The organism is Furfurilactobacillus cerevisiae (genome assembly GCF_048961765.1).
GTDB lineage: Bacteria > Bacillota > Bacilli > Lactobacillales > Lactobacillaceae > Furfurilactobacillus > Furfurilactobacillus milii_A.
In genome coordinates this window covers 1371191-1397382 of the sequence record NZ_CP185253.1, presented here as the reverse complement: position 1 = coordinate 1397382, position 26192 = coordinate 1371191, and the positions used below count along the sequence as shown (strand labels likewise).

Genomic DNA, 26192 nt, shown 5'->3' with positions numbered 1-26192 from the left:
TTCGTTCGTTAACCGCCTCGCTTAGGTGTGACGGTTCTGTTTTTCATACAATAAAAATTCATTATATATAGGAGATTTTTACACATGATTTTCAAAGTTTATTATCAAGAATCAAAAGTTCGTAACCCTAAACGGGAAGACACTCACTCATTATACATTGAGGCCGACAATGAGGCCGAAGCAATGAGCACCGTTGAAGCTAACACTGAGTACAATGTTGAATATTTAGAACCACTTGAAGGCAACGCTTTGGAATATGAGCAAAAAGGCGCCAACTACAAGTTAACGGAGTTTTAGCTTATGGCAAAACTCAATATTAAAAATAACGAAACCGCAGTATACGCAGTTGGTGGATTAGGCGAAATTGGGAAAAACACTTATGGTGTCCAGTTTCAGGATGAAATCATCATGATTGATGCCGGTATTAAGTTCCCCGAAGACGAATTGCTGGGAATTGATTACGTGATTCCGGACTACTCTTACCTTAAACAAAACGAATCAAAAATTAAGGCGCTTGTCATCACTCACGGACACGAAGACCACATTGGTGGGATTCCATTTTTGCTTCAACAAATTCATGTACCGATTTATGCAGGTCCCCTTCCAATGGCGCTCATTAAAAACAAGTTGGAAGAACATGGGTTACTAGAAACAACTGAACTGCACGAGATTGACGAAGATACTGTACTGAAGTTCAGAAAGACGAGTGTCTCGTTCTTTAGAACAACCCACAGTATTCCCGATACTCTTGGTGTCGCAGTTAAGACGCCTTCTGGAACGATTGTTCAAACTGGTGACTTCAAGTTTGACCTCACGCCAATCAACACGCCGGCACCGAATTTGCAGAAAATGGCAAAGCTCGGCGAAGAAGGTGTCTTATGTCTTCTCTCCGACTCAACGAATGCCGAACGGCCAGAATTTACTAAGTCTGAACGCTGGGTCAGCCATTCAATTCATAAGTTGTTTGATAAAATTGACGGTCGAATCATTTTTGCTACCTTCGCTTCAAACATTTCACGAATTGAACAAGCCGCCGAAGCAGCCATTGAACATCATCGGAAAATCGCCGTGTTTGGTCGGTCAATGGAAGCAGCCTTAGTTAACGGTCGTGAGCTCGGCTACCTTAACATCCCCGACGACGTGTTGGTTGATGCTTCCGAGCTTCGCAATATTCCAGCGAATGAAACACTCATTTTATGTACTGGCTCTCAGGGTGAACCAATGGCCGCCCTGTCACGGATCGCTAACGGTACCCACCGTCAGATTTCAATTCAACCAAATGATACAGTTATCTTTTCAAGTAACCCAATTCCTGGTAACACAACTAGTGTTAACCGGGTCATTAACGAATTGGAAGAAGCCGGTGCCGAAGTTATTCACGGTGCTGTCAACAACATCCATACTTCAGGACATGGTGGCCAGGTTGATCAGGAATTAATGCTTCGGTTAATCAAACCTAAGTACTTTATGCCAATCCATGGTGAGTACAGAATGCAGAAGATTCATACACAACTCGCGCAGTTGTGTGACGTTCCAGAAGATCACACGTTTATTCTGCAAAACGGTGATGTGTTGGCTCTTACTGCCGATTCTGCCCGTGTCGCTGGTCACTTTAACGCCGGCGATGTATATGTAGATGGTAATGGTGTTGGTGACATCGGCAACGTCGTTTTACATGACCGCCAAATGTTGTCCGAAGAAGGATTAGTTGTCGTTGTTGCGACAATCGATCTTAAAAACAAGGAAATTCAGGCTGGTCCTGACCTTCTCAGTCGTGGTTTTGTCTATATGCGTGAATCTGGCGACATGATTAATGAAGGTCGTCGGCGCGTGTTCCGGACGATTCGCCGTGCAATGCGCGATGATAACGCAACGGAAGCCTCGATTCGAACAGCCATTATCGATGACTTACAGAGTTTCTTGTATGAAAAGACTGAACGTCATCCGATGATTCTGCCAGAATTGATTATGACTAGCACAAACACACCCCATAAAAAGCCTGTCACACATCGTAATTCACCAGCACGGCGTGAAGTTAATGCCAAAGCTGAAACACAAGCAACAAACGAATAATAATCAACGCGATTCAAAAATCGTTGATTGCTGCCGGTTCTTCATCAGAAGAGCCGGTTTTCTTATGCGCAATGTTCTTTAAGAAACCTTAAACAACTGCTAATGGCCCCACTCCATTGGTCGCTCATTTCGTATACTGAATAAAGAGAAAGTGTTTCATATTGAGAGGAACTGTTATGACCCGTCACTTTTACGTCATTTTAAACCGTCACGCTGGCCGCGGTTACGCAAACAACGTTTGGCATACGATTCAACCACAGCTGGATCAACCGGGAATTGAATATCAAATGGATGAAACAAAATATGCTGAACATGCGATTCTTCTTGCTGAACAGTACGCGAAACACCATGCAAATGTCACCATGGGTTCACACATTGTTTTGGTCGTCGGCGGTGATGGTACTCTCAATCAAGCACTAAATGGGCTTAAAAAGGTCGATGTAGCTGTCGCTTTGCCACTAGCGTACATTCCTGCCGGTTCTGGCAATGATTTTGCCCGAGGTGCACAAGTATCCCGCAACCCTTCAAACGCGTTAAAACAGATCCTAGCGGCTACTGAACCAGAAATATTGGACATCGGTCATTATGAAGAGACGACCCAACAAGAACAACGTTACTTTGTCAATAATGTTGGCATTGGTTTCGATGCCGCAATTGTCAGTGCTGCGAATCACAGCACTAAAAAGGGCTTGCTCAACCGTTTACACTTAGGCAACCTGGCCTATATTGGACAACTCATCAAGGTGCTAGGACAGCAAACTGCCTTCCCTGTTACGGTTCACGTAGGTAACCGTCGTGATATTTTTGACAACGGCTTTTTGGTAACGACAAGTAATCACCCGTACTTTGGTGGTGGCGTTCCCATTTTGCCTATTGCAAATGTTCATGATCGAAAATTATCGCTCATTATCGCGGAAAAAATGATTCTGCCTAAATTCATTTTCTTGTTTATTATGATGGCCTTTGGGCGTCATCTGAATTTTAAAAACGTTCATCATTATCAGGCCGATCATTTGCATCTAACAATATCCTCTTTAGAATACGGTCAAGTTGATGGTGAAGAAATGGGTAATCGTTTCTTTGATATTTACCTCTCCGTCGAACAATATCCGTTTTGGTTTGCTCCTACTCGACATTCTAAGTAATATCGTTAAATTTTTTATCATTCACTTCATCGTGGAAAGTCTTACTAATCTCAGAGGAGTCTTGCACATGAAACATACATCAGCAGCGTTGACTGCAGGCATTTACGGTATCGCTATCGGTGACGCCCTTGGTCAGTCAACACAATTTAAAAGTTACGAAAAGTTGCAACAAAATCCGGTGCACGAAATGCTTATGGGCGCTTATCAAACATTGCCCGGCACATGGTCGGACGATACTAGCATGACGCTTGCTACGCTAGCTGCAATCGCGGCTAACGCAACTGACGCCACTATTCCATTGGAACCAGTCATGAATAACTTCATGGCTTGGTTAAACGATGCTGACTTCACACCAGTTCATGAAACTTTTGACGTTGGTAACGGTACTCGTCAAGCACTACGTCATTACAGTGAAACGCATAATCCTCGTGATGCAGGCAGCGCTGATGTCAAAAACAACGGTAATGGCGCCCTTATGCGTATGTTACCAGTCACATTATGGGCTATTCACCAATTAGATGAAGGTCAAACGTTAATAAACCGCCCAGATCTAGTTGATCAAATTATCGAAGTTGCTGAGTTAACGCATCGACATGCTCGTTCAACAGTCGCCTGCTTACTTTACTCCGCGCTCTTAACTCGGCTTATTGAATCAACTGGTTGGACCAGCCAGTTTCTCACCCAAGCGGTTCAAGATGTTCAGCGAATCGTCCAGAACCGAACTGAACTAGCCGGCGAACTGCCTCAGTACAATCGTCTTCTTGATCCTGCTTTTTACAAACTGACTGCCGCTCAGCTTAACACCAGCGGCTATGTCGTTGACACTACAGAAAGCGTCTGGTGGTTACTCAACCACTTTACCGATTATCATGACCTTGTCCTGAACGCAATCAATCTTGGCGGTGACACGGACACTATTGCAAGCATCGCTGGTGGCCTTGCGGCAATTCGGGGTGGCCTGACGTCACTTCCACGAGACTGGCAGGATCAATTGCTGGGTCGTAACGTAATTGCCAATACAATCCATGACGCACTTCGATCCGGCAAATATTAAGTATTTAAAAGCCATCGCCCTTAAAACCTACTAGCCATCTCGCTCTTGAACAAAGAACGAGATGGCTAGTTTTTTTCTGTAAAATCATGTGGAATTAATTTTCGGTACAAGTCAACCACGTCCGCAAGTGGGAGCGATGGTTCAATACAAGCGACTTGCATTGCAAACCCAAGTAAGGCATCCCCAATTCCGTAACACAATAATTTCATCTGAGTCGGCCGCCGTTCCCTAATGATAAGCACACGTTGAGTCACGCCACCTACAATTGGGACCATCTGTTCACGCAATCCTGTCCATCGCAATAGTTGAAAGAAGCCGCAGTTTTCCAAAATCACGCGACTAATAAGCTGACTAGCAGTTCGCCAATCAATGCTTGAACGAGTATCGATACGATTCGTCACCTCAGTAATCACAATCAACAGCTGAATGGTTATCACATCGGCAATATTTTGATGATGCCGGTAGAAGGTCGCGCGACCAACTTTAGCAATCCGACATAGTTCACTGATGGTTATCTTATCAAATGGACGCTTTAGAGCATAAAGATGTTGGATTCCCCCGTACAACTTTTGCTGTGTTCGAACTTCACGTTGGTCAATCATCATTGAGTTAGCTAATAATAGTTTTGTCATACTGCTATGATACACATTCAATTAATATGTCTCAATACTGATTATCTCTAAATCCCTTCCACATTTTATAATTTAATCCTCGACTAGGAATTAATTATTAAAAATTAGGAGATATTATCTATGAAAATCATTACTGTCGAAGAACATTTCGAATCCGCCACTGTCACAAACAGAATTATTGGTTTGACCGAAAAGTTGCCACAAGCTAAACTTAGCCCCGAAATGAAACATTATATGGCTACCACACTGCCAAGTGATGCATTGATGCAGGACGTCACTGACTACCGTTTGCCATTCATGGATGCGCATCATATCGACATGCAAATTTTATCGTACGGAAATGCGTCACCACAAAATTTAGCACCACATGATGCCATTGAACTCTGTCAAATTGCCAATAATCAGCTCGCCGCTGTGGTCCGCCAGTATCCCAAACGATTTAGAGCGCTGGCAGTTTTACCTGTTGGCGACCCTATCGCAGCTGCTGCGGAGCTAGAACGTGCTGTCGTTACTCTTGATTTTAAAGGCGTACTTTTAAAGGGAAATTACAACAACCAGTTCTTTGACAATCCACGTTTTTTCCCAATCTTTGAGATGGCTGTCAAGGGCAGCCCGCCTAGATGTCCCAGTCTACTTTCACCCCTCATTTGTGCCAAGCGACGTAAGCAGACATTACTACGCCAGTTCTGAGTGGTCGGATGTTATTACCGGAATTTTTTCATCCGCTGGTTATGGTTGGCATATGGACATTGGCATTCAAGTTATCCGAATGATTCTTTCCGGGATTTTTGACAAACTGCCAACCCTAAAACTTATTTCCGGACACTGGGGTGAAATGGTGCCACTCTTTCTAGAACGTCTTGACGATGAGCTGAACGCACATGTTCATTTGAAAAATGCCGTTAGCGATTATTACCGTAATAACGTTTACGTCACACCCAGTGGCATGCTGACACAACCGCAACTTAGCTTCCTTCTCGAAGAAATGGGTGCAAATCATATCTTATACTCGCTGGATTACCCATACAAACAGCCAACAAAAAGCGAGTCATTTTTACAGACAAAACGTTTATCTGAATCCCAGCGTCACGCTATCGCTCATGGAAATGCTGAGCAACTTTTCCACCTCAGTTAATTAAAACGCGCTACCTGCTCTAAAACAACAAAAAGGATGACCGCCAAAAAATCTGGCGATCACCCTTTTTGTTTGATTACATATTAATCTTCAGCAGCGTCCATGGCCTCGAGAATTGCATCCAGTTGGTCACACTTACCCCTGAGGGAATCGATCTGATCATGCGATGCCATCCGATGTGTTGACGCGCTCGATTCATCTTGAAGTTCCGCTAATTCATGTGTAGCTTCGCGGTATTCTTCAAGAATCTCTAACTTGTTACTCATCTTTAACACTCCATTTCATACTATAGGTCGACGACCCAGATTATGACGGTAGCAATTAAAGCTCCTTCAAATTCATAAGTGACTATAACACCTTTCGACCAAACTGTGAACACTTTTGACCAAGGATTTTTTGCATCATTTTTGAAGTTTTTCAGTGCTCATTTCAAATTGATTTTTTGCTTTAAAATGTATATAACAATATCTTGTTCTGAAAGGGTTCGTATCTGTAAAGGAACAAGTCATAATCAATGCTTGTAAAACGTTCAACTGACTTCAGAATTATTTTGTTTCCAAATTGTCATATTTCGGCAATCGATTAAATGTCATACAAATTGACCAGCAACACTTACAAACAGTCCATTTCATCATCGTTGAACTATCCAAACGTCTCACTGGCGCAAACTCCCCGAGAAACTCGGCATAAAGTTTTGACCATCCATCGTATACGTTTGCACGTTTTTACCTGGTTCAGGTGCTGCAATGTACTGACTGTCACCAATTGCAATGGCGTTGTGGTAAGTTGCACCCTGCGGCCCCCAGAACAAAACATCACCTGGTTGGGCGGCGTTAACTGGTTGAGCGTTAAAGTACGCCTCCTGCGCGACAGTATTGTGCGGCAGCGAAACGCCAGCCGATGCGTAAGCCTGTTGAACAAGTCCTGAACAATCAGTACCTTGAGTCGACGCACCACCCCAAACGTATGGCACTTGTTGATTCTGATAATCAACAGCTGTCTGGACAACTTTTGTCCGTGTTGACTGATCCGCCGTGTAATTTGGTTGAGATGGCGTTGGTGCTGCACTGACTGTTGTAGCGGCTTGTAAAGTAGTTGGTTGGGTCGGTTCATCCATTTGGGTAGACGTCGAAGCTTGATCAGGTGTTGACTGAACAGCTGCTGACGAAGCAGGTGCTGCTTGTGAAGAAACGGAAGCAGCCCGCTTAGTTGTCGCATTTGATGTTACGACGTTTGAAACATCACTATTAGATTGACTCTTCAACAGCATCGTCGAACTGGACACGGACGTTGCCGCACTGCTGGTCGTTACTTTTGAAGAGCTTAACGTCGCGGTCTGTGTTGAAGTAGCGGTTGAACTAACTTGAGATGTTACTGTTTTGCCTGCTGCCAAGGTTGAGATGACATTGTTAGTCGTGACAGCCTTAGCTTGCTGGCTTGTAGGTGCGACAGATGTCGTGACTTTACCTTTGCTTGCAGATAGCACAGACACCAAATCAGTCGCTGATGTCGCAGCAGAAGTAACAACAGTTGAACTCAAACTGTCTGCACTAGCATTAGCGGTTTGTTCGGTTGAGGTTGACTTAACATCACTTTGCACGACGTTATCATCTTTGGTTTGATCAACCTTAGTATCAACTGCAGAAACGAGGTTGAGTGTTTGCAGAGGATTGTTATCCTCACTTGGCGCTGCCGACGCATCCATTGTTGACGCTTCACTACTTGTTGGTTGCAAAGTCTCCAAGGACAGCTTCTGACCAACGTGAATAATAGAACTAGTGAGTTGGTTATTGGCCATCAGTTCATTAACAGTGGTGTCCTTTGCGGCCGCAATCGACCATAAACTGTCCCCGGTTTTAACTGCATATGTATGCTGTTGCGACTTTTGAACGTTGACGGTGCGTAAAACTGGTTGCATTGTTTGAACTTTAACGTTGTCCAGTGCAGCATTGTGTCCCGTATAAATGACAGAAGTTTGACGATCAGCACCGTTCTTAACCTTATTTAAGGTTTCTACCGATTGCAGTGACACATGTGTGTGTCGCGTATAACCTGACGGTGTGTCGCTTTTTTGCGCCTTGATTTGTGATGCAAATACTGATGATCCACCAGCTGCTAAAATGGCACTAACGGCCCCAATCGCAGCCAGAACACGATTACTTTGTTCTGTTCCCATTCTCAGCACTTCCCATGTTGTCTGAATTATGCTTAAAACATTAAGAAAAGTTTAAGCATGTCATATGTGTAGTATAACAGCCCTTTAACCAAACGGAAACCTCAATTTTACATGAATTGAAAATAAAAATGTGGCAATCAATAATTGGCGTTGTGCATAACTATTATAGTCAACGTATCGCCCTTGAAAATGGTTATTGTTATATACATACAAAAGTAAAATCCGACAAGTGTGTCCTTCTGCTACTACGCTTAAAATGGTACCTTCTTCTTGCGTAGCGGCACCTAAATATTTGGCACAATGTTAATTATCTAAAGTGGTCTATCTAACTCATAAATAACAATTGCCTCATACAATATCCGTTTTATGGGCATAGCTAGCGCATTTACACAATCCGTGGTCAAGACCACGTAAAGAAGCTTTTATCAGCGACTTCATAATCAACATTGTCATTAACAAAATTCGTTGATTTCAATGTTCAATGCACCGGCATTAATCAACTTTAAATCACTGCTACACGAAAAAAACGCTCTCTATTTTTTTAGAGAGCGCTTAATTGGTCTATTTTAATAAACTTAGGCGTTTTGCCCACCATCAATTGTAAATTCAGCACCGGTAGCATACTTCGATTCGTCAGAGCCCAGGAAAACACAGATATTGGCAATGTCTGACGGCTGTCCCATTTCTCCAATTGGAATTGTCTTAACAACAGAATCACGAACCTCATCCGGAATGATTGCTGTGTCAACCCAACCTGGATGCACGGAATTTATTCGCACTTTCAATCCTTCATGGGCTGCAGATAGGGCCGCTGCCTTGGTCAACAGTCTTGTGCCACCTTTACTTGAAGAGTAAGCCGCTGCCATTGGTAAGCCACGGAGACCGGCGACTGAGGAAATGTTGATAATTGAACCTGCGCCACCATTCTTCTTCATCGCCTGAATACCGTATTTAACACCTAGGAAATTCCCGGTAAGGTTTACATCGATCACTTGCTGCCAATCAGCTAATGATAAGTCTTCAACAGGGCCATTCTTACCGCCGATACCGGCATTGTTGACGACAATGTCAATTTTCCCGAATTTATCTTCAGCCGCTGAGATAACCTTTTTCCAATCATCCTCTTTGGCCACATTCTGCTGAACAAACAGACCTGCGTCACCCAATTTACTGGCAACCTTTTGCCCGCCATCAACATTATGATCTGCGGTCACAACAACTTTGGCTCCTTCTTTAACAAAGGCCTCAGCAATGGCTTGCCCAATTCCTGCGGCGGCGCCTGTGACAATGGCGACCTTACCTGATAAACGCTCTGACATAATCTTTCCTCCTAGTAATTGATAACATTATTCTATGCCCAGGTAAGGCAAAATGCACCTTTTTGAACTTCATTACCACTTTCACCAGATTTCGAGCCGTTTACGCGCCAATCATTGTTTTTAAGCCGCTCGTTTAATAAGCTTAGTTCATCAAATAGAGGTGATTCATATGAAAGTCACATATAAACAAATTGATCAATCCAACACTTCCGTTGTCGTTTATGCCCGAGCTCAAACGGACAGTGTCACTAACTTGATTGGCTACATTGCCAAATATAACGAAGGTGATAATCAAATCGTGATTCACGAAAACGGTCGGATGAGCATTATTCAGATTTCAGAGATCATCACAGTTGAAGTTCAGAATAAGGACCTGACGATCACGACAACGAGCAACATTTTCCATGTTCGTTGCGCCCTATCAAAAATGATGGAAAAACTCACACAGCCTTTTTTTGCCTTAGTCTCGCAGTCCGCGACCATCAATTTAAGGTACTTGGACTCATTAGTAGCTTCTTTTTCTGGAACAATGACGGCACATTTAAAAAACGGTCAGCAAGTCGCTGTTTCACGGCGGTTTGTTCCCTTATTACGCCAACGCATTAAATCATTGCAAGCACAAAAGTAAATAACAGCTTTGGAGGTTATATCATGGCACAAAAAATGACGAGTTTATTCAAGAGCTTTCTCACTTCATTTTCAATTGGTAATTTTTTTATCGTTTTAAACCTATTGATTTCACGAATACCGCACATCCATCAACTGATTATTGAGGTTTGGGTATTTTGTCTAAGCCTCACGTTTATCAATCTACTACAGTGGTTATCGATCAAACCAGTGATTAAATATGCGCTGATTATTGTGTTTACATCAATTATCTATCTGATCTTTGCCGGCATTTTTCACTGGATGCCCTTGACGACGGTTAGCATTTCACTCACATTTGTTGGCTTTGCCACTTGGTATATTGTTTCATGGCTTGGATACTGGCTGTATTCACGCTGGTTAGCCAATAGCGTAAATCACGACTTAAAGACGCAATAGTGATTTTCTACCATAAAAAGACTATTGTCGGCGTGTCAGTTTGATAACGATGAAAAATAACAGATGATTGCTTTTGAATGTTAATAGTAATAAATTAATAATATAATCATTTTTATCAAATAGTTGAATATGTTTGGGAGATGGGATCATGTCAGATAAAAATAATGCTGAAAAAGCTATTGATTCGACGCCCGCAGGAGCCGGTACCACTTTAGGAGCGCAGCAAGGCTTACATGCAGAACATAATACAACCATTCAGCTTATCGCACTGTGGATCGTTATTATCACTTTGATTGGCGTATTGATTGCTGCCGTGTTCGGTGCTTTTGCAGTTATGAACATTATGTTGGGCCTAGCGGTCGTTAGCGGCATTATTTACGGCTTAACGGAATGGCAATTTGGTAAAGGGTAAGCCTATTCATCAGCATTTTGTTATTGGCAACTATAAAAAGACACAGATCAAATGACGATTATTGTAATCGCTTGATCCGTGTCCTTTTTAATTTCCAAACTTAACGAAGTTGTCCCTCTAACAGGGCAAAGTAAATCGTTAAAATAAGCAGATCTGCAGAGCCACCGAGACTCAAATTACGTGACAAAAATATTTCGTTCAGCTGCTTTAAGAAAACTTGACCCGCTGATGTTCGGCTACCACCTAATTCAAAGTAATGATTACTTTGAACGTGCATCCAATCGGTGATTTTTGCGTCACCAGCCCGTTTGATTAAATTTGAATCATCCGTATTGCCGGCAATACGCATTAATGTATCAAGCAAACGTTCCATCGTTGTTCCCTGACGTTGCCGTAAAAATGGCAATGCTAGTTCAACCACAGTTGGAAAACCCGCCTCCGCTTCACCACGAATACCAGCCTTACCATACTTTAGAAATTGACGTTCACCGGCTGTTAGCGACGCCGGTGAAGTCGCCTTGATCTTTTTGAAGTCATTTTCAGTTAATCCTTGAAGCATTTCTTTGGCAATAGCAATAACTTCATTTGTCGCATATTTGCCATTAACAGTTAGTTGCTGCGCTGTCGCCGCAACTAATACGCCCAATGAAAAAATCGCACCCTTATGCGTATTAACACCGTTCGTTGTTTCAAACATCGTCCGCTCGGCATGTTGTCCCAAAATCCGTAACTGAGCGAATAGTTCGGTTAATTCGTTATCCGTTTGTTCAAAATGCTGACCCGCAAGCGCACATTTGTGCAAGTATTCCCGTAAACTGGTCGCACTATCAATGAAAGTAAACACCGTCATATCAGGATGGGGACCAGCGGAAACAGGATCGACTAAGCCAGGCTTTGGATTCACAGCTACTTCATAAAGGAGCGCCCGTTCACCTACTTGTGAAAGTGTTGACGCCAACTGTTGAGTGCTCAAATCAAGTGTCATAGCAGCTGTCCTCCAAAGTAAGTCGTATACATGTCAGCAATGTGTGCCTGCAATTCTGTCACGCTGTGGCGACGCGAACGCGCACAATCTTTAGCCGGCCGACCGCAAACTAAACAGGTTCGCGCCGGCAAACCAAAATTAGTCCGGGATAATGCTCGTGCACCGCCGTCCCCACCCATCAGTACATCGGCATCAAATAAGCGCCCAAGTGTAAACTCATCCTCAAACGAAACTGCCAATTTTTTGACCTGATCGGCTTTCATATCAACGACATAAAACGCTTCGGATCCTGTTTGACGGTCCCAATGTTCGTCATCAATGATGACATATTGGTGTTGAGTCATCATGCTTCTCAATTGCGCATCGCCAGCTTTAAACAACTTTTCTAAGGCACCATTATTTTTAATTGGTCCGGGAATATTCATTTTTAAAGCAACCACTGTTCTTCCTGGATATTTGGCAATCAAACTTTGTTGAAGTGACACACGTTCATCTTTGTTTGCCAATACATTATCGATTGTTTGCGGTTCACCAGTTGAAAATATATCTTCTGCCACGACTTTCTCTCCGTTCCTCTTCAAATTACGGTTAACAGTTTACGCCTCCCCGTCATTTTTGTCTTGTTCACCGATTAATACTTGTCAATAACAAAAGACTGCCATTAGCGTCTTTTGCACCAATAGCGGTCTTTAAATTTAATGCATCTTTTAACTTTAAAAAGCGGATTAACTGCACGAATTATTTCGCAAAATCGACAACTGCCTTAGCAACTGTCTGAACAACCCCATCATCGAAGACGCCTGGTACAATATGATCCACTGTCGGATGTTCGACTAAGCTAGCAAGCGCCTTAGCCGTTGTTGCTTCTAAAACAAACGTGACGTGTTTAAGGCCACTGGCCAGTAGTCCCTTATATAATCCAGGAAAGACCAAAATGTTATTGACCTGATTTGGATATTGACTAGAACCCGTCGCAATGACCGCTGCACCGGCCTCTTTAGCAACTGCTGGATCAATTTCAGGCACTGGGTTGGCCAGGCCAAAAATAATCGGCCGATCGGCCATATTGCGCACATCATCACCGGTTAACACGTTTGCGTCAGATAATCCGACAAACACGTCTTGGCCTTTAATACCTTCTTGCAATGTGGTGCCAGTGGTTTGTGTGCCCAATTCTCGCGCCAAACCACGTTGAAATTTGTTGTAACGGTCATCATCAGGTGTAACGACACCATGGATGTCAGCTAGTGTAATGTGTTTCACGCCAGCAGCAAACAGTAATCGAGCAACCGCAATCCCCGAAGCACCGGCTCCGTTAATCAAAATGTGCAAATCGTTAAATGATTTATTCACAACCTTGGCTGCGTTCAAAAGGCCGGCCATCACTACAATAGCAGTTCCTTCTTGATCATCATGATAAACCGGAATGTTGAGTTCTTTGCTTAACCGATCTTCAATCTCAAAACATCTTGGCGCTGCAATATCCTCTAAATGAATACCTGCAAAACTGCCAGCAATATTTTTAATCGTGCTGACGAATTCGTCAGTGGATACCTGCGCAACTGATAATGGCAAAGCGTTAACACCCGCTAAGTCTTTATATAGTAACGATTTACCTTCAATAACCGGTAGTGCACCGGCCGGACCAATATTACCAAGACCCAAAACAGCCGAACCATCAGAAACCACGGCTACCAGCTTGCCGCTTAACGTATAGTGGTCTCGCAAGCTTGGATCTTTGGCCAACATCTTTGAAATTGTCGCAACCCCTGGTGTGTATGCTTTGCCCAAATCCGAGCGATTTTTAACCGCCATTTCAGATTCAATGCCAAGAACCCCATTATGTAAAGCATGTAACTTTAATACGTCATCTAATTGATCCGCCATGTGTGCACTCCTTCGTTTATTCTATTTCTAATATACACCGCTTTTAAAAAATATCAAAATTGATGGATTTTTTTGAAACATTTTAACAGTCTTAAAAACGGCAATAAGGCTAATTGATTGTTGTTTTATTGATCAGTCTGTAAAATGAAACTGTTAATATAATTTGCTTGGAGGGCTACAAAATGGAAAAAGACGTACGACCACGAACAACATATCACACGACAATTATTAATGAAGACGGCGTTTCTGGTCACACGTTCGCCCAAGGTAAGAACCGTGTCGATCTACAGATTCGGAACACAAACGATGACACTAATGGGACTAATCCTGAACAACTACTCGGAATGGCCTTAGCTACCTGCTTGAACGCAACCTTTGAGGCCATTGAAAAACGTGATGGTTACGAGCATCAAACGAAGGTACGAGTGGACGTTGATCAAGCTCATGATACACACGGTCTTCAATTCTTTGTTGATGTGTACGTCTACATTCCGGAATCAGAAGTGGACCGTAAAACTGCACAGGCGTGGTTTGATCTCGCCGAAAGTCGCTGCCCTGTGTCAAAATTGGTACGCGGTAGCGATAACGTCACGTTCACGCTCGTTGATGCGTGGGATGATGCTGCAAGTACTGTTTTATAAAATTAACATCAACACCAGTCTCACGCCATATGAAAAGCCAATCCTCAAGCCCGAGGATTGGCTTTTTGGGTCTACCATCTAAATACACGATATTTAACACTCTCGCTCTTCATTGCTAATAATTTGAACTAACCCAACCACAGTGCAAATGAATATAACACCGCTTACCTGCCGCAAAATCTGCAGGAGATAATTCGAATTCAAAACCACAATTATTCACGTGACGAATGCGCATCGGCATTGTGGGATGACCAGTATACGCCGTTTTCCACTCGTAATCCTGCCCATCCGGCGCTTCCGCAAGCACCTGTTCGGCATAATTCAACGTTTTCTCCATTACTAACCTGCCTCCCAAATAAGAAACATGAACCATTTATTGTTTGCTCATAGTATCACATAGCTTCAATTTATCCAAATAACTTGCTCAACTTAAGGGAGATTGGATGGCCCGTTTGCCGGAGAATCATGCATGTGGTAGCTTTTCCAGAAAACTCAACAATGCCGCATTGGTTGCCTCACTTTGTTCTGCCATCAAGATATGACCAGCATTCGGAATAATAACTGACTGACCGTGAGCTGCCATCTTAGACGTTACAGCGGCAAATTCAGGATTAAAGTACGGTGATTCGCCACCCGCCATCACTAACAATGGTACGTTTAACTGGCGAATCACATCACGCCAATCTGTAAAAGCATGATCAAACAAAAATGGTTCGTTGAGCGCTGCATCATATGGGTGCGTGGTAGCAGCAGCCGTTACGAGTTGATACGTATCATCGTTAATATGCTTAAATGTAGACGGTCCCAATGGCATTCTGAAAAAGTCTGGAAACTCCGCCCAAGTTACATCTTTAAACCCAAACTTCCAGTCCGCGTCATTAATCATTTTGGGGCTTTGATCTAAATCAATCACTGCGGTGACGTTTGCATCCCCAAACAGTGATAAATAAGCAAAAATAGTTGCTGCGCCCATCGAGTTACCCAGCAAGATAGGCTTTACGAGGTGCAATTTATCGATCACTTCCGCAAGATCCATACCGTGGCGACTAATTCTTAATCCTTTGGCAGTATGTTGCGAAGCGCCTTGATTGCGAGCGTCCACATTGATGACCCGATAGCCAGCTGAAACTAGTGCTGAAACCTGGGCACGCCAAATTTCTTTTGCACCGCCTAGGCCAGTCAGAATAACAACCGGCCGTCCTTCGCCCTCATCTGTATAATCCAACCTGACGTGATCACTCGTGGTTATTATCATGTCTGCCTCCCTAATGCTTTCGTTGTCATTAGCATATCACATGCCACCTAAATCCCCGTGCTTAAAATAATCAATCATTCCTCGACAATTACAAAAAAAGGTCAATCCCGACAAGCGGCATTGACCTTAATCGTTACTGTTCAATTCTGGACACGTTTATGCCGGTTGTCCTTCCAACTTATCAATGAAGCTTTCAACTTCTTGACGTGTCTTCCGATCAGCGTTGGCAAAACGACCAATTTCCTTACCGTTCTCAAACGCAACAAAGCTTGGAATACCCATGACGCCAAGTTCTTGAGCGAAGTCGATATTTGCATCACGATCCACGTGAACCCATTGATATTGATCGTACTTGGATTCAATTTGCGGCATCACTGGTTTAATAAAAGCACAATCAGGGCACCAAGTGGCACTAAAGAATAACATCACTTTACCATCTTGTTTAATAATATCGTCTAATTGTGCATTACTTAAATCTGTCATTGGTGTCATTAAAAAAACCTCCTAGATCCTGACGTAGTCATTCTTAAACACGTCGGGGTCTTCTTTAAAAGTTACTTACTATTTTATAGTGTTTCTCGAAAAAGTCAACAATTGTTTGTTCGGAAGCAAAGCTCAATACCCTCAATTATTTTCCATTCGGACGACTTAACAAGCTAGCACACCTGTATACTTACAGTATCAACCTATTTTAAACGGAGTCAATAAATACTCATGCAGAAAAAATCTTACCATCACAAATGGTCGCTACGTACAACGATCATTTTAGTAGTTTTATTAACAGTCGCAACCTCCCTGTCCATTGCTGCACTTCTCGTACTACACAACGTTGTCCAAACGCAGCAACGAAACATTAAGCAAAATATCCGTAGTACGGCCACAATTGTTGCCACAAGTACGGTTGTTAAAGATAATTTGACGACTAAACAGCCATCGGCACATGGCGACATTCAGAGATACACCAAGCGAATTCAACGAGCCACTCATGTCGATTTCATTGTTGTTATGAACCGTCGCTTAATCCGTTACTCACATCCCGACACCCGCGTCATTGGTCACCGGTTTAGTTCCCCAAACGATGCCACCAAGTCGCTAACCGGTCACACACATTTTTCCCGTGAAACAGGTGTGCTAGGAAATGGTTACCGAATTTTTACCCCCATTTACAATGCTAGGCATCAACAAATTGGCATTGTCTGTGTCGGTTTAACGGAAAGATCAATCAATAGTGAAACACGGTCCGCCGAGTTGCCTATTGTCATTGGATCATTACTGGGCTTGATCAGCGGTATCATCGCCGCCTGGTTGCTAGGAACCCATATTCGTCGGCGCTTATTGGGAATGGAACCCCAGGAAATCGCTACACGGGTAACTGAATTATCTGTCATCAATGACAGTATGTCCGAGGGGCTTATCGCAATTGATCAACAACGGCGGCTGATCACAGCAAACGATATCGCAAATGAACTATTTCCGACCCTGACAATTGGTGATCCACTTGATGATGACCTGTTTAACGCTTTATTTGGGCAGACGTTTAAGGGTTCAAAAAGCACAATTAATGAATCCGTATTAGTCCAGTCTAAAGAATTAATTGTATCGACAAGTCCACTGATTTCTGCTGGCAAACGCCTAGGTAGCATGGCACTATTACGTGATCGTTCTGAATATCAACTACTAGCCGACCAATTGGCCGGAACAACACAATATATTCAGGCCCTTCGCGCACAAACACATGAATTTCTAAATAAACTTCAGGCCGTTTCCGGTCTAATCGAATTGCACCAATATGATGAAGTTCAACGATTTATTACCAATACGTCAGCAGATTACCAAGCCCAATTCGGAAACCTCAACAATCATATCCAATCGCCAGCAGTTGCTGGATTTCTCATGGGGAAATTAAATCAGGCTCATGAACAGCAAGTCGCCTTTACTATCACGCCAGATAGCCTTCTTCCCAAGCAAGTCGCTTCAGAAGCCTTAAGTGTGGATCTAATTAAAGTCCTGGGAAATCTCATCGATAACGCAATTGACGCTGTTAATAACGATGACAATGTTAAATCAGAAATCACGCTGTCAATTAATTATGACGATGAAAGTAATATCTTGGTCATTGAGGTAACAGATAATGGCTGCGGAATTTCAAAAGAAGTTAAAGCTCACATGTTTGAGCAACACTATTCAACTAAGGGACGAGATCGTGGTTACGGTTTAGCGCTCGTTAAACAGGTCGTTGACGCCCGTAATGGCTACCTGTCAGCGACTAATAATCGCCCACAAGGCACTACTTTTTACGTTGAATTACCACTATATAATCAAAAATCGGAGGGCGATGACTAATATGATGAACGTTTTAATTGTGGAAGACGATCCCATGGTCAGTGCCATTAATCAGCAATATCTAAAAAGAATTATTCCATCAGCCCAGCTAAGTCTCACACAGACCGACAATGGCGCTCACGCATTGTCGATTTTAAAGCAACAGCCAGTGGACCTCGTGTTGCTTGACGTTTATATGCCCAAGCTGTCCGGCAGTGAGGTTTTGACAGAGTTAATGCGCCTTGAAATACATCCCCAAGTGATTATGTTAACGGCCGCAAATGATACGGACCATGTTAAGGCAGCTATCGACTACGGTGTCCTCGACTACCTAATCAAGCCTTTTACATTTGATCGTTTTGAACAATCAGTGACCAAATTCTTGCAGATACACCAATCACTTAAAAATACGGGTCCCCTGGCACAAAAGGACTTAGATCAATTATTTACAACTCCCTCCTCACAATCCTCTCAATTGCCACAGACACTGCCCAAGGGATTGTCTCGATTGTCACTAGAACGTGTACTAACAGCGATTCAACCTTTACAAGCACCCTTTTCGGTTCAAGATGCTGCACAGGCGGCCAAGCTATCCCGAATTTCAACAAAAAAATATTTAGACTATTTAATCGACACACATCAACTATCTTCCAGCATTAAATACTTAGCAGTTGGACGTCCTTTAACCGTTTACCAATTCGTGAACTAAATAATTTCTTTGAGTCGATTTCGTACCCTCTTGTCGCCGTAACTAGCGATGAAAAAACGGCCCACCAATTTTAGTTTGGTGTGGCCGCTTTTCGTATGCGCTATTTTTAATCTAACTTCACGTCATTATCGGTATGACCGTTAGCTAATACTTGTTCAAAGTTCTGATAGCTAACAGCAATCATATCAGTCAATGCCGGTTTGGTATATGAACCCATATGTGGCGTCATTAAGACGCGAGGATAAAGTTCACGGAGACTTTCGACGATTTCGTTTGGTAATTTACCACTAAACTGATGACCAAAAATTAATTTTTCATCTGGTAAAACGTCAGTGGCAAAGCTACCAAGTGTGTCGGTTTGTAATGCTTGCAGGACAGCAGCGTGATCCACCAGCTCACCACGCGCAGTATTAACCAAAACCGCGTCATTCTTCATTTTTTTCAAAAAGTCTTCATCAACCATATTTTCATTTTGACCTGGGAAATAAGGCACATGAATCGAGACAATATCTGATTGCGCCAAAAGTTCGTCAAGCTCAACAAAGGTAACAAATTGACGCGCAAAATCCGAAGGGTAGGGATCGTAACCCAGTACTTTTGCACCCATACCTTTATACAAACTCGCTTCCGTCGCGCCAATTTTTCCCGTACCAATAATTCCAACCGTACTACTGTGCACTTCACGGGAAAATAATGCAGGAGCGACCGTAAAGTCACCCGCTTCAGCACGGCTCGTGGCCAATGTCGTGTGACGCAATGACATCATCCCCACTGTCATCGCTAATTCTGCCACGGCATATGGTGAGTATGCTGGGACTCGTGCCACTTTCATGTTATAACTAGCTGCTGCCTTCAGGTCAATGTGATTAAAACCAACCGTCCGAGTGAAGACATATTTAATGCCCCATTCATTAAACTTAGCCAAATTTGTGGCATCGGCCACACAGTTGGCACGTAATAATACGGCATCTGAACCCCTAGCAGTTTCGACATTCTCATGGGTCAACAAATCGCCTATTAAGTTTAATTCATACTGATTTTTATTTAAATCGTTGAAATACGACACTTCGTTTGAACGAACACCATATGCTGTAATTTTAAACATTATTATCCACCTCAACCTTAATCAAAGAACGTCATTATTTAAAAATTCCAACCTGATTCAGTACCTCTAGCAAGGCGATCCAGATAGGTGTCGCAACAACGGCACAAATCGTTGAAATCAACGATGCATTTGACGCCAACACAGCATCCCGATCAAAACTAATCGCGTATGCCGAAGCTACGGAGGCCGTTGGCGTTGCCATCATGATAATAACGGTTGCCAAGGCAACGTAACTAACTGGCAAAATGTGAGTAATCGTTAGGATAAATAACAGCACTAAGTTCAATAAAGGAACCAAGATAACCTTGTTAAAACTGTAATACCATGAGGCTTTGTCAGAAGCTGCATCCTTCATGGAAATCGAACCTAATGTTGCACCGATTGAAAGCCAAGCCAATGGTGATGCCAAATTACCCAAATACTGCAGTGGTTTGAACAACCAAAGTGCAGTTTGGTCAATCCGATAGAAAGCCACGTTGATGGTTGGTGCATTTGGTGCAATTACGCCATTTACGGCTTGCTTAACTGCAACCATTGGCATGAAGTCTTGGATCATCCATAAAATCAGGCCAGCAAATGTTGCAATAACGATAGGATTTGGTAGATTGCAAATTTAATCCGAATTTTTGGACAAATTTGTCAGCATAACCTGATACGGTGTTTGCCAGTCGAGTATTTTAAGCGGTCGCTGGTTAATTTGGAGTAACGTCGTCGTTAAATCTTGAGCACTAATGTGTTCAAAACGAGTCCCTTTAGGATAAAAATAACGTAAATTCCGATTAAAGCGTTCATTACTACCACGTTCAGCTGGCGTATAAGCATGGCAGTAATAGGTCTTAATACCATATTGTGATTCAAGTGATACTAGCCCACTAAACTCAGTGCCACGGTCCACAGTAAAGCTGTGCACCGGACCATTAAAAGTGGTTAGGAACTTAGTTAGTGCTTCATTAACAGTCACTGTCGTCCGATCTTTTAACCGGTATGCCCAAAGGAACCGTGATTTTCGATCGATTAAAGTTAATAAAACTGCCTTACTATGCCCACGAGGACCAACGACTGTATCTAGTTCAAAATCGCCGATGCGATTACGTTGATTAATCATCATGGGACGCTGTTCAATTGATCGCCCCAAAGATTGATTATATTTGGATCGTTGGTCAACGTTACGCCGTTGGCGTACGCCATGTTCAGGTAGATCATTCAAGGAGAAATCAATTCTCTCCTGATTTAGCCAATTATAAATAGATTTAGTAGCTAGTTTAAATTCGTGAGCAATCATTCCTGGTGACCAGCTTAGACGTAAATGGTTGAGAATTTTTTGCTTTAACTCATCGCTCAGCTTAGTTTTCCGACCACATCGTGATCGCTTGTATTCGGCATCTGTTTGTGCTAATTCAGCCTGATAAGGTTGACATCGAGATAATTCATAAGAAATTGTTGACGGTGATCGGTTCAGCCGAACGCCCATTTGGATATTGGACAGCCCTAGTTCACAAAAGGTTTCGATTTTAATTCGTTCGGAATAGGTTATACTAGACAAAAGATCAGCTCCTAAAAGATGGGTTTGTGGTAAACACCATTTTAAAGGAAGCTGATCTTTTTTGTCCGAACAGCGTTCGGATTAATTTTACAATCTACCATTTAAAAACATTTTTTTGATATTGCTTGCTTCCATCTTCAATCCGGACATTTTGATGTAGGCATATGAATATAGGAAAATTCGGTAACCAATGTTAAAAATAGAACTATACATAATCCCCTTGGCACCAAACACAGCACCAACAATTGGAATACCAAAGAACGTTGTTGAACCAAACGTTGTTAATATAGCTAATGTTTCTTGCTTATCCTTAGGAAACTTCGTATACGAAAACGGCGTTACGAAGATTAGGATGATATAGATTAAAATACCCCAGATCAGCACATTCAGACCCTGTGTAAAAGTTTCATGACTGATTGGCTGCATAAATGAATTGAACGCTAAAGCTGGTAGTGCAACCGACAAAACAACTTTTGACAAAATTTTCCCAAACGTTTCACCAAAGGTGCCGCGTTTGCGTAAATAAAAACCTAACAAAATGATAAAAACGGTCGATGTTATCGAACTAATAATCGAGACGTTTGTGAACGTAGCCTCAAGGGCCTTCGCAATGCTCATGATAATTCCTCCAAATAATTGAAATAACTTAATTTATCAATGCATTTAGTGTATTTGTTATTTGTGAAATAATGAACATTTTATAATTAATGAAACCTTTTGTAACTTATGTAAGTGCCTAAACTTATGTGCCCGTCAACGATACGTACCTAGTCTCAACAATGCTGAAATGCCTGTTAAACAACGTCTGAAGCTGGATATGCATACATTTAATTTATTGTTATACAACAAAACCCCGGCAAGCCGGAGTTTACAGGATTGTTTTATTTTAATCCTCATTTTTTGATCAGTTGAACAATCTTTGGTCCAACAACGTACGCAATGACAACGCCCACGAGACCTTGGATTAGGTTTGTAGCTACGCCGATTAGGCCAATCGAAACACTGTATAAAAGACTATCAGCTAAAAAGTAGCCAATTGTCATAATAATTACAGCGAGTACCAAACTAATTATCTTTGCTGCATTCTTACTTACTTTCGACAACATTAAACCTGCGACCAGACCCTCTAGGCCATGAACGATAAAGGAAAAAAACATATATTGCCCGTATCCCGACAACAAATCCAGTAGAAAACCACTAATTGCACCGACACTCGCGCCTTCACGTGGCCCCAATAACATGGCTGCAATAAGGACACCGGCATCGCATAGATTGATGTTTCCGTGGGTCATCGGTACGGGAATAATAAATAATCGACTAATAACAACCGTTACGGCAATGAGCATGGCACTCAAAGTCAGCCGTCGGAGCGTCTCGTGCTGTATTGAAGAATTGTTCATAACGTCACACCTTTAACGAATATCCTTCAAATTATCTTCAGTAAACGTATACCGAGCCCGTTCTCCACCAATCAGTTTAGGCCGAGATGATAGGCCTACAACACGCGCTTCACCAACATCTCGGTGAGTCAAGCGAACCGGAATCTGCACAAACTTCACGTGCATCCCGATTTCCGTGCCACCAATATCAATGCCACCATCCGCAACAATATGTTCCACCTCGACTGGATCATCAAACTGCTGGTAAGCAGCCACTTGTGTACCACCGCCGGCATGAATAGCGGGTTTAACTGAAACTATCTCGAACCCATGGCGTTCAGCTACCGCACGTTCGAGAACTAGTGCCCGGTTGATGTGTTCGCACCCTTGAACGGCTAGGTTCAGATGACGGGGTTCTAGAAATGATTGAACCGTTCCAACAACAGTTTTACCAACGTCTAAACTCGAATCTGTTCCTTTCCACTTACCTAAAATTTCACTGGTACTACAACCAACAACAAAAATTCCATTTTCCGGCAATGCAACTTTTTCAAAATATTCAGTTAAAAGCTCGTTGAGGTCATTTTTTATAGTTTCTTTAGTCATCTTTTAACTCCTTATTTAGTACGAAGCATATTGATTATTATCTACAGCTTAGGTTCAATATGTCCCTTTGCCGTATAGTTTTCAACAACAATTCTAAATACACTGACAAAATCCAAAGTTTGTCTATTAATTTGTGACCATTCATGACCAGTTTCATGAACTAGTAACGTTTGTAAGGCCATCATTTTTTCGTCACGTGCCATTAATTGAACGGCCTGTCCATACCCGATAATGCTTCTATACCAGTATGAATTATCGCTAGCTTCGGCACTTTTGCTTGGCATCAGGGCGCCGCCATCATCTATTTCAAAGCCAACCTTGTCGTTGGCCTTTAATAAATCAAACTTTTTTCCCTGCGGTGCGCCGTGAAAGAACACACTAAGTTTGCCATCTTCATTCAGCTTGTAACCATAATTTGTGGGCACCACATATGGAAAATCACCGTCGTTTAGTGCCAAGTGTAAAACGTGACTGTCCTTTAAAATTGAAGCCATTTGCTCTTGATCCACGATTTGCCGATCTTGTAACCGCATAACGTCCTCCTTATTTCCTTTTAAAATTCAAAAGCAAAACTTCTGAAAATAATAGCAACAATATTGCCATCAAAAACAGCATTTGGTAACCACCATTCACAATGACCACTCCTCCTAAAGCGGGACCAACTGCTTTCCCAATAGACGAAAACACGTTCACTAGGCCCTGATTGCGTCCCTTAACTTTCACTGGCGAATTTTGATCCACAACAACTGGCGCAGCTGGCACAAAAAGCGCTTCACCAATTGTTAAAAATACGGCCGCCACTAATAACCATAGTTTATTGGTACTAGCAAGTAAGCAACCAAACGAAAGCACCAAGAAGAAAATACCAAATCTGGACTGCGCAATTGATGTTTTAAAAAAGTGCGCGAATCGAAGTAAAAACACTTGAATAAGTGTGATTCCGATGCCATTAATCACCCAAACATGACTGTAAAACCCAGCAGAATAGCCCAAGCTTGTAAAATAGACGGAAAAATTGGTCATCCACTGTACATACACGATCCAAAATAAAAATAAGGTGATAAAAACACGGATGATTACATCTCTTTTGAGGACCGTTTCGCCTTCACTGTCATCCTCCTGAACACTTACTTGATTGGCATTCTCTGCAACATTGGGCTGACCCGTCCCTAGTCCAATTAGCGTCACAATTAAGGCAATCACCGTTACAGTAGCCATCAACGTTTTAATTTCATTATGCCGATACAGTAATCCTAACGATCCGGATCCGGCTACTAACCCCAAATTAACGGCCAAATAGAGCAAATTAAAGTTTTTTCTCGAATCATTTTCCGGATTAGGCACTTGTAAATCACTTACTAAAGCATATTGAACTGTTAAGCACCAACCTGTAATAAAACCAAATGGCACCAAAAATAATATAAAGGCAACTAACCCATCACCAAACATTCCAATAAAAGACACAATCAGTAATAAATAAAAACCGCTCATTAAAATCTTTTGATGCGACAGCCGATCAAATAAATATCCTGAAATCACGCTTCCAGCCGCATTAGCCAAGGAGTAGCACATTAGTATGACACCTATTATTGGCAGAGATAAGCCGAAGGCGTCATGCATATATAAAGTGCTGACCGGCCAGATCATGCTATAAATAGCATTCACTAAGAATGCCATTATCATAATACGGTTGATCTGTAACTTGGCCGCCAATTTATTCACTCCTCAACTATCTTCAAAATTTATCGCTACCCATCCATATTACCAAAATCAATTGCGGAACTTTAGGTACGAATTACATACGAGTCTGTGCCATAAGTTTATTTGTGATGAATAATGTGAGCAATATCGCGCTCCAAAGTTCTGAGCATTCCATTCAACCCAAAACTAACCCATTCCCCAAGCTCGAGAATAGGTCAGTTCTACGTTAATGCTCGTTCTCAAATCGGCCTTATGTCATGGCTTCTTCAACAAAGCTACAGCCAAAAGTTAATTGATTCAATCGAATCGCCAACTTGTAGAACATTTCGGGTCGCGTCAGTGACAAATTCCTTAGCAGTCCGAATTGCATTCTCCGTTTTCTGTCCGTTTGCTAATTCTGCTGTAATGCATGCAGACAAAGCATCATCCTTACCAGATGGTTGTGGAAAAGGTGCGTGTTTATCTGTTAGCCAAAAATCATCGCCATCTTCAAGCAATACATAATCACGAATGTTATCCCGACCTTGATGTTCATTACTCCCCTTAATGAGAACATTCTGAACACCTATACCGCGAAGCTCATTCGCTGCGTGAATCACATCATCATCGGATGTAATTTCAAAGCCGACGATCTTTTCTGCTTCTTCAATCGTAGGCGTAATAACATTGGCTAAGGGAATCAAATCAGTCACATACTTTGAGAAAGCCGTGTCATCCAAAACCGGCGCGCCAGTTTCATCAAACAATATTGGATCTAAAACAACCGGACCGACACTTTGATTCCGACATGCTTGTTCAACTGCCGTAATTAAGTCCAAATTAGGCAAATACCCAACTTTGCAGCTAGAGATATGCAGACCATTTAAAATCGAACCAAATTGACGATCAACTGAAGTTGCCGACAACACAAGGCCATCTTTCGACGGCACTTCACCATCGCTAAAAATCGAGGTCAAAACTGTGACGCCATAAACACGTTTCACTGAGAAGGTGTTTAAGTCCGCTTGTAAATAGCGATTAGTAGATTGTAAAATTAATCCGAACGCTGTTCGGACAAAAAAGATCAGCT

Annotated in this window: 29 protein-coding genes and 2 pseudogenes; 12 read left to right on the top strand and 19 right to left on the bottom strand. The window is 42.4% G+C overall.

Annotated elements, in window-relative coordinates:
• Positions 1 to 84: 84 nt before the first annotated feature.
• The 4 genes from ABUE36_RS06675 (at position 85) to ABUE36_RS06660 (ending at position 4272) form a co-directional block, all read left to right on the top strand.
• Complete coding sequence (locus tag ABUE36_RS06675; RefSeq protein ID WP_017262050.1) at positions 85 to 297, top strand: DNA-directed RNA polymerase subunit epsilon; 213 nt, start codon at positions 85 to 87, stop codon at positions 295 to 297.
• Positions 298 to 300: 3 nt separating this feature from the next.
• Positions 301 to 2073: a ribonuclease J1 gene (gene rnjA / locus ABUE36_RS06670; protein WP_161001164.1), complete on the top strand. Its 1773-nt coding sequence runs from the start codon at positions 301 to 303 to the stop codon at positions 2071 to 2073.
• 176 nt (positions 2074 to 2249) lie between these two features.
• The gene (locus ABUE36_RS06665; protein ID WP_421017437.1) at positions 2250 to 3218 is read left to right on the top strand and encodes a diacylglycerol/lipid kinase family protein; all 969 of its coding nucleotides are present in this window, start codon (positions 2250 to 2252) and stop codon (positions 3216 to 3218) included.
• Positions 3219 to 3285: 67 nt separating this feature from the next.
• A complete protein-coding gene (locus tag ABUE36_RS06660) occupies positions 3286 to 4272 on the top strand; it encodes an ADP-ribosylglycohydrolase family protein (protein WP_161001162.1) in 987 nt (328 codons plus the stop codon).
• A 65-nt stretch (positions 4273 to 4337) separates the two neighbouring features.
• Here the strand turns inward: ABUE36_RS06660 and ABUE36_RS06655 are convergent, their stop codons facing one another.
• Positions 4338 to 4904, bottom strand: a complete 567-nt coding sequence (locus ABUE36_RS06655) for a TetR/AcrR family transcriptional regulator (RefSeq protein ID WP_161001161.1) — start codon at positions 4902 to 4904, stop codon at positions 4338 to 4340.
• Between the two features lie 120 nt (positions 4905 to 5024).
• Between ABUE36_RS06655 and ABUE36_RS06650 the strand changes: the two genes are divergently transcribed.
• Positions 5025 to 5594 (top strand): amidohydrolase family protein, encoded by a 570-nt coding sequence (locus ABUE36_RS06650; RefSeq protein ID WP_421017436.1) that lies wholly within the window; start codon positions 5025 to 5027, stop codon positions 5592 to 5594.
• Positions 5554 to 6039, top strand: a complete 486-nt coding sequence (locus tag ABUE36_RS06645; RefSeq protein ID WP_421017435.1) for an amidohydrolase family protein — start codon at positions 5554 to 5556, stop codon at positions 6037 to 6039. The genes ABUE36_RS06650 and ABUE36_RS06645 overlap by 41 nt, the downstream gene beginning before the upstream one ends.
• An 83-nt stretch (positions 6040 to 6122) precedes the next feature.
• Here the strand turns inward: ABUE36_RS06645 and ABUE36_RS06640 are convergent, their stop codons facing one another.
• The 3 genes from ABUE36_RS06640 to ABUE36_RS06630 form a co-directional block, all read right to left on the bottom strand.
• Positions 6123 to 6305 carry a hypothetical protein gene (locus tag ABUE36_RS06640; protein WP_017262054.1) on the bottom strand — a complete coding sequence of 61 codons (183 nt, stop codon included), beginning with the start codon at positions 6303 to 6305 and terminating at the stop codon, positions 6123 to 6125.
• Between the two features lie 389 nt (positions 6306 to 6694).
• The gene (locus ABUE36_RS06635; protein WP_161001159.1) at positions 6695 to 8215 is read right to left on the bottom strand and encodes an NlpC/P60 family protein; all 1521 of its coding nucleotides are present in this window, start codon (positions 8213 to 8215) and stop codon (positions 6695 to 6697) included.
• Positions 8216 to 8790: 575 nt separating this feature from the next.
• Complete coding sequence (locus ABUE36_RS06630; protein ID WP_161001158.1) at positions 8791 to 9534, bottom strand: glucose 1-dehydrogenase; 744 nt, start codon at positions 9532 to 9534, stop codon at positions 8791 to 8793.
• 169 nt (positions 9535 to 9703) lie between these two features.
• Here ABUE36_RS06630 and ABUE36_RS06625 point away from each other — a divergent pair, with 169 nt between their 5' ends.
• The 3 genes from ABUE36_RS06625 to ABUE36_RS06615 all read left to right on the top strand — a co-directional run bounded on the left by ABUE36_RS06625 (position 9704) and on the right by ABUE36_RS06615 (position 10990).
• Entirely contained in the window at positions 9704 to 10162 is a 459-nt protein-coding gene (locus ABUE36_RS06625; protein WP_421017434.1) for a LytTR family DNA-binding domain-containing protein, read from the top strand.
• Between the two features lie 23 nt (positions 10163 to 10185).
• On the top strand, positions 10186 to 10578 hold the full coding sequence (locus ABUE36_RS06620) for a hypothetical protein (protein ID WP_161001156.1): 393 nt from the start codon (positions 10186 to 10188) through the stop codon (positions 10576 to 10578).
• A 148-nt stretch (positions 10579 to 10726) separates the two neighbouring features.
• Entirely contained in the window at positions 10727 to 10990 is a 264-nt protein-coding gene (locus ABUE36_RS06615) for a hypothetical protein (protein ID WP_161001155.1), read from the top strand.
• Positions 10991 to 11090: 100 nt separating this feature from the next.
• Here the strand turns inward: ABUE36_RS06615 and citG are convergent, their stop codons facing one another.
• From citG to ABUE36_RS06600, 3 genes are all read right to left on the bottom strand, one after another.
• Entirely contained in the window at positions 11091 to 11975 is an 885-nt protein-coding gene (citG, locus tag ABUE36_RS06610) for a triphosphoribosyl-dephospho-CoA synthase CitG (protein ID WP_421017433.1), read from the bottom strand.
• Positions 11972 to 12532: a citrate lyase holo-[acyl-carrier protein] synthase gene (gene citX / locus ABUE36_RS06605; protein ID WP_421017432.1), complete on the bottom strand. Its 561-nt coding sequence runs from the start codon at positions 12530 to 12532 to the stop codon at positions 11972 to 11974. Before citX ends, citG begins: the two co-directional genes overlap by 4 nt.
• A 181-nt stretch (positions 12533 to 12713) precedes the next feature.
• Complete coding sequence (locus ABUE36_RS06600) at positions 12714 to 13862, bottom strand: NAD(P)-dependent malic enzyme (RefSeq protein WP_421017431.1); 1149 nt, start codon at positions 13860 to 13862, stop codon at positions 12714 to 12716.
• A 182-nt stretch (positions 13863 to 14044) separates the two neighbouring features.
• On the opposite strand from ABUE36_RS06600, the gene ABUE36_RS06595 reads away from it, so the two are divergent.
• Entirely contained in the window at positions 14045 to 14503 is a 459-nt protein-coding gene (locus ABUE36_RS06595; protein ID WP_421017430.1) for an OsmC family protein, read from the top strand.
• A 115-nt stretch (positions 14504 to 14618) separates the two neighbouring features.
• Here ABUE36_RS06595 and ABUE36_RS06590 read toward each other — a convergent pair whose 3' ends face one another.
• From ABUE36_RS06590 to ABUE36_RS06580, 3 genes are all read right to left on the bottom strand, one after another.
• Positions 14619 to 14840, bottom strand: a complete 222-nt coding sequence (locus ABUE36_RS06590) for a hypothetical protein (protein ID WP_161001150.1) — start codon at positions 14838 to 14840, stop codon at positions 14619 to 14621.
• A 126-nt stretch (positions 14841 to 14966) separates the two neighbouring features.
• Entirely contained in the window at positions 14967 to 15758 is a 792-nt protein-coding gene (locus tag ABUE36_RS06585) for an alpha/beta fold hydrolase (RefSeq protein WP_421017429.1), read from the bottom strand.
• A 156-nt stretch (positions 15759 to 15914) separates the two neighbouring features.
• Positions 15915 to 16250 carry a thioredoxin family protein gene (locus ABUE36_RS06580; RefSeq protein WP_161001148.1) on the bottom strand — a complete coding sequence of 112 codons (336 nt, stop codon included), beginning with the start codon at positions 16248 to 16250 and terminating at the stop codon, positions 15915 to 15917.
• Positions 16251 to 16472: 222 nt separating this feature from the next.
• On the opposite strand from ABUE36_RS06580, the gene ABUE36_RS06575 reads away from it, so the two are divergent.
• Together ABUE36_RS06575 and ABUE36_RS06570 are read left to right on the top strand one after the other, a co-directional pair.
• Positions 16473 to 18101: an ATP-binding protein gene (locus ABUE36_RS06575; protein ID WP_421017428.1), complete on the top strand. Its 1629-nt coding sequence runs from the start codon at positions 16473 to 16475 to the stop codon at positions 18099 to 18101.
• Between the two features lies 1 nt (position 18102).
• Positions 18103 to 18789, top strand: a complete 687-nt coding sequence (locus tag ABUE36_RS06570) for a response regulator (RefSeq protein ID WP_161001146.1) — start codon at positions 18103 to 18105, stop codon at positions 18787 to 18789.
• Between the two features lie 106 nt (positions 18790 to 18895).
• Here ABUE36_RS06570 and ABUE36_RS06565 read toward each other — a convergent pair whose 3' ends face one another.
• The 9 genes and pseudogenes from ABUE36_RS06565 to ABUE36_RS06525 all read right to left on the bottom strand — a co-directional run bounded on the left by ABUE36_RS06565 (position 18896) and on the right by ABUE36_RS06525 (position 26157).
• On the bottom strand, positions 18896 to 19894 hold the full coding sequence (locus ABUE36_RS06565) for an NAD(P)-dependent oxidoreductase (protein WP_161001145.1): 999 nt from the start codon (positions 19892 to 19894) through the stop codon (positions 18896 to 18898).
• A gap of 34 nt (positions 19895 to 19928) precedes the next feature.
• Positions 19929 to 20492 (bottom strand): annotated as a pseudogene (locus ABUE36_RS06560) (AEC family transporter); the annotation flags it as partial.
• A 15-nt stretch (positions 20493 to 20507) separates the two neighbouring features.
• Positions 20508 to 21437, bottom strand: a complete 930-nt coding sequence (locus ABUE36_RS06555; RefSeq protein WP_421016461.1) for an IS30-like element ISLpl1 family transposase — start codon at positions 21435 to 21437, stop codon at positions 20508 to 20510.
• A 99-nt stretch (positions 21438 to 21536) separates the two neighbouring features.
• Positions 21537 to 22055: pseudogene (locus ABUE36_RS06550) on the bottom strand (AEC family transporter); the annotation flags it as partial.
• A 275-nt stretch (positions 22056 to 22330) separates the two neighbouring features.
• Positions 22331 to 22837: an ECF transporter S component gene (locus tag ABUE36_RS06545; RefSeq protein ID WP_161001143.1), complete on the bottom strand. Its 507-nt coding sequence runs from the start codon at positions 22835 to 22837 to the stop codon at positions 22331 to 22333.
• Positions 22838 to 22849: 12 nt separating this feature from the next.
• Entirely contained in the window at positions 22850 to 23422 is a 573-nt protein-coding gene (locus ABUE36_RS06540; RefSeq protein ID WP_161001142.1) for a TIGR01440 family protein, read from the bottom strand.
• Between the two features lie 41 nt (positions 23423 to 23463).
• The gene (locus ABUE36_RS06535) at positions 23464 to 23955 is read right to left on the bottom strand and encodes a pyridoxamine 5'-phosphate oxidase family protein (protein ID WP_161001141.1); all 492 of its coding nucleotides are present in this window, start codon (positions 23953 to 23955) and stop codon (positions 23464 to 23466) included.
• 10 nt (positions 23956 to 23965) lie between these two features.
• Entirely contained in the window at positions 23966 to 25135 is a 1170-nt protein-coding gene (locus tag ABUE36_RS06530; protein WP_421017427.1) for an MFS transporter, read from the bottom strand.
• A gap of 263 nt (positions 25136 to 25398) precedes the next feature.
• Positions 25399 to 26157 (bottom strand): PfkB family carbohydrate kinase, encoded by a 759-nt coding sequence (locus ABUE36_RS06525; RefSeq protein WP_421017473.1) that lies wholly within the window; start codon positions 26155 to 26157, stop codon positions 25399 to 25401.
• Between the last annotated feature and the right edge of the window lie 35 nt (positions 26158 to 26192).

What these genes read in the sequence shown, in the direction of transcription:
- ABUE36_RS06675 (WP_017262050.1), top strand. Translation starts at nt 85, where the DNA reads ATGATTTTCAAAGTTTATTATCAAGAATCAAAAGTTCGTAACCCTAAA.
- rnjA (WP_161001164.1), top strand. Translation starts at nt 301, where the DNA reads ATGGCAAAACTCAATATTAAAAATAACGAAACCGCAGTATACGCAGTT.
- ABUE36_RS06665 (WP_421017437.1), top strand. Translation starts at nt 2,250, where the DNA reads ATGACCCGTCACTTTTACGTCATTTTAAACCGTCACGCTGGCCGCGGT.
- ABUE36_RS06660 (WP_161001162.1), top strand. Translation starts at nt 3,286, where the DNA reads ATGAAACATACATCAGCAGCGTTGACTGCAGGCATTTACGGTATCGCT.
- ABUE36_RS06655 (WP_161001161.1), bottom strand. Translation starts at nt 4,904, where the DNA reads ATGACAAAACTATTATTAGCTAACTCAATGATGATTGACCAACGTGAA.
- ABUE36_RS06650 (WP_421017436.1), top strand. Translation starts at nt 5,025, where the DNA reads ATGAAAATCATTACTGTCGAAGAACATTTCGAATCCGCCACTGTCACA.
- ABUE36_RS06640 (WP_017262054.1), bottom strand. Translation starts at nt 6,305, where the DNA reads ATGAGTAACAAGTTAGAGATTCTTGAAGAATACCGCGAAGCTACACAT.
- ABUE36_RS06635 (WP_161001159.1), bottom strand. Translation starts at nt 8,215, where the DNA reads ATGGGAACAGAACAAAGTAATCGTGTTCTGGCTGCGATTGGGGCCGTT.
- ABUE36_RS06630 (WP_161001158.1), bottom strand. Translation starts at nt 9,534, where the DNA reads ATGTCAGAGCGTTTATCAGGTAAGGTCGCCATTGTCACAGGCGCCGCC.
- ABUE36_RS06625 (WP_421017434.1), top strand. Translation starts at nt 9,704, where the DNA reads ATGAAAGTCACATATAAACAAATTGATCAATCCAACACTTCCGTTGTC.
- ABUE36_RS06620 (WP_161001156.1), top strand. Translation starts at nt 10,186, where the DNA reads ATGGCACAAAAAATGACGAGTTTATTCAAGAGCTTTCTCACTTCATTT.
- ABUE36_RS06615 (WP_161001155.1), top strand. Translation starts at nt 10,727, where the DNA reads ATGTCAGATAAAAATAATGCTGAAAAAGCTATTGATTCGACGCCCGCA.
- citG (WP_421017433.1), bottom strand. Translation starts at nt 11,975, where the DNA reads ATGACACTTGATTTGAGCACTCAACAGTTGGCGTCAACACTTTCACAA.
- ABUE36_RS06600 (WP_421017431.1), bottom strand. Translation starts at nt 13,862, where the DNA reads ATGGCGGATCAATTAGATGACGTATTAAAGTTACATGCTTTACATAAT.
- ABUE36_RS06595 (WP_421017430.1), top strand. Translation starts at nt 14,045, where the DNA reads ATGGAAAAAGACGTACGACCACGAACAACATATCACACGACAATTATT.
- ABUE36_RS06590 (WP_161001150.1), bottom strand. Translation starts at nt 14,840, where the DNA reads ATGGAGAAAACGTTGAATTATGCCGAACAGGTGCTTGCGGAAGCGCCG.
- ABUE36_RS06585 (WP_421017429.1), bottom strand. Translation starts at nt 15,758, where the DNA reads ATGATAATAACCACGAGTGATCACGTCAGGTTGGATTATACAGATGAG.
- ABUE36_RS06580 (WP_161001148.1), bottom strand. Translation starts at nt 16,250, where the DNA reads ATGACACCAATGACAGATTTAAGTAATGCACAATTAGACGATATTATT.
- ABUE36_RS06575 (WP_421017428.1), top strand. Translation starts at nt 16,473, where the DNA reads ATGCAGAAAAAATCTTACCATCACAAATGGTCGCTACGTACAACGATC.
- ABUE36_RS06570 (WP_161001146.1), top strand. Translation starts at nt 18,103, where the DNA reads ATGATGAACGTTTTAATTGTGGAAGACGATCCCATGGTCAGTGCCATT.
- ABUE36_RS06565 (WP_161001145.1), bottom strand. Translation starts at nt 19,894, where the DNA reads ATGTTTAAAATTACAGCATATGGTGTTCGTTCAAACGAAGTGTCGTAT.
- ABUE36_RS06545 (WP_161001143.1), bottom strand. Translation starts at nt 22,837, where the DNA reads ATGAACAATTCTTCAATACAGCACGAGACGCTCCGACGGCTGACTTTG.
- ABUE36_RS06540 (WP_161001142.1), bottom strand. Translation starts at nt 23,422, where the DNA reads ATGACTAAAGAAACTATAAAAAATGACCTCAACGAGCTTTTAACTGAA.
- ABUE36_RS06535 (WP_161001141.1), bottom strand. Translation starts at nt 23,955, where the DNA reads ATGCGGTTACAAGATCGGCAAATCGTGGATCAAGAGCAAATGGCTTCA.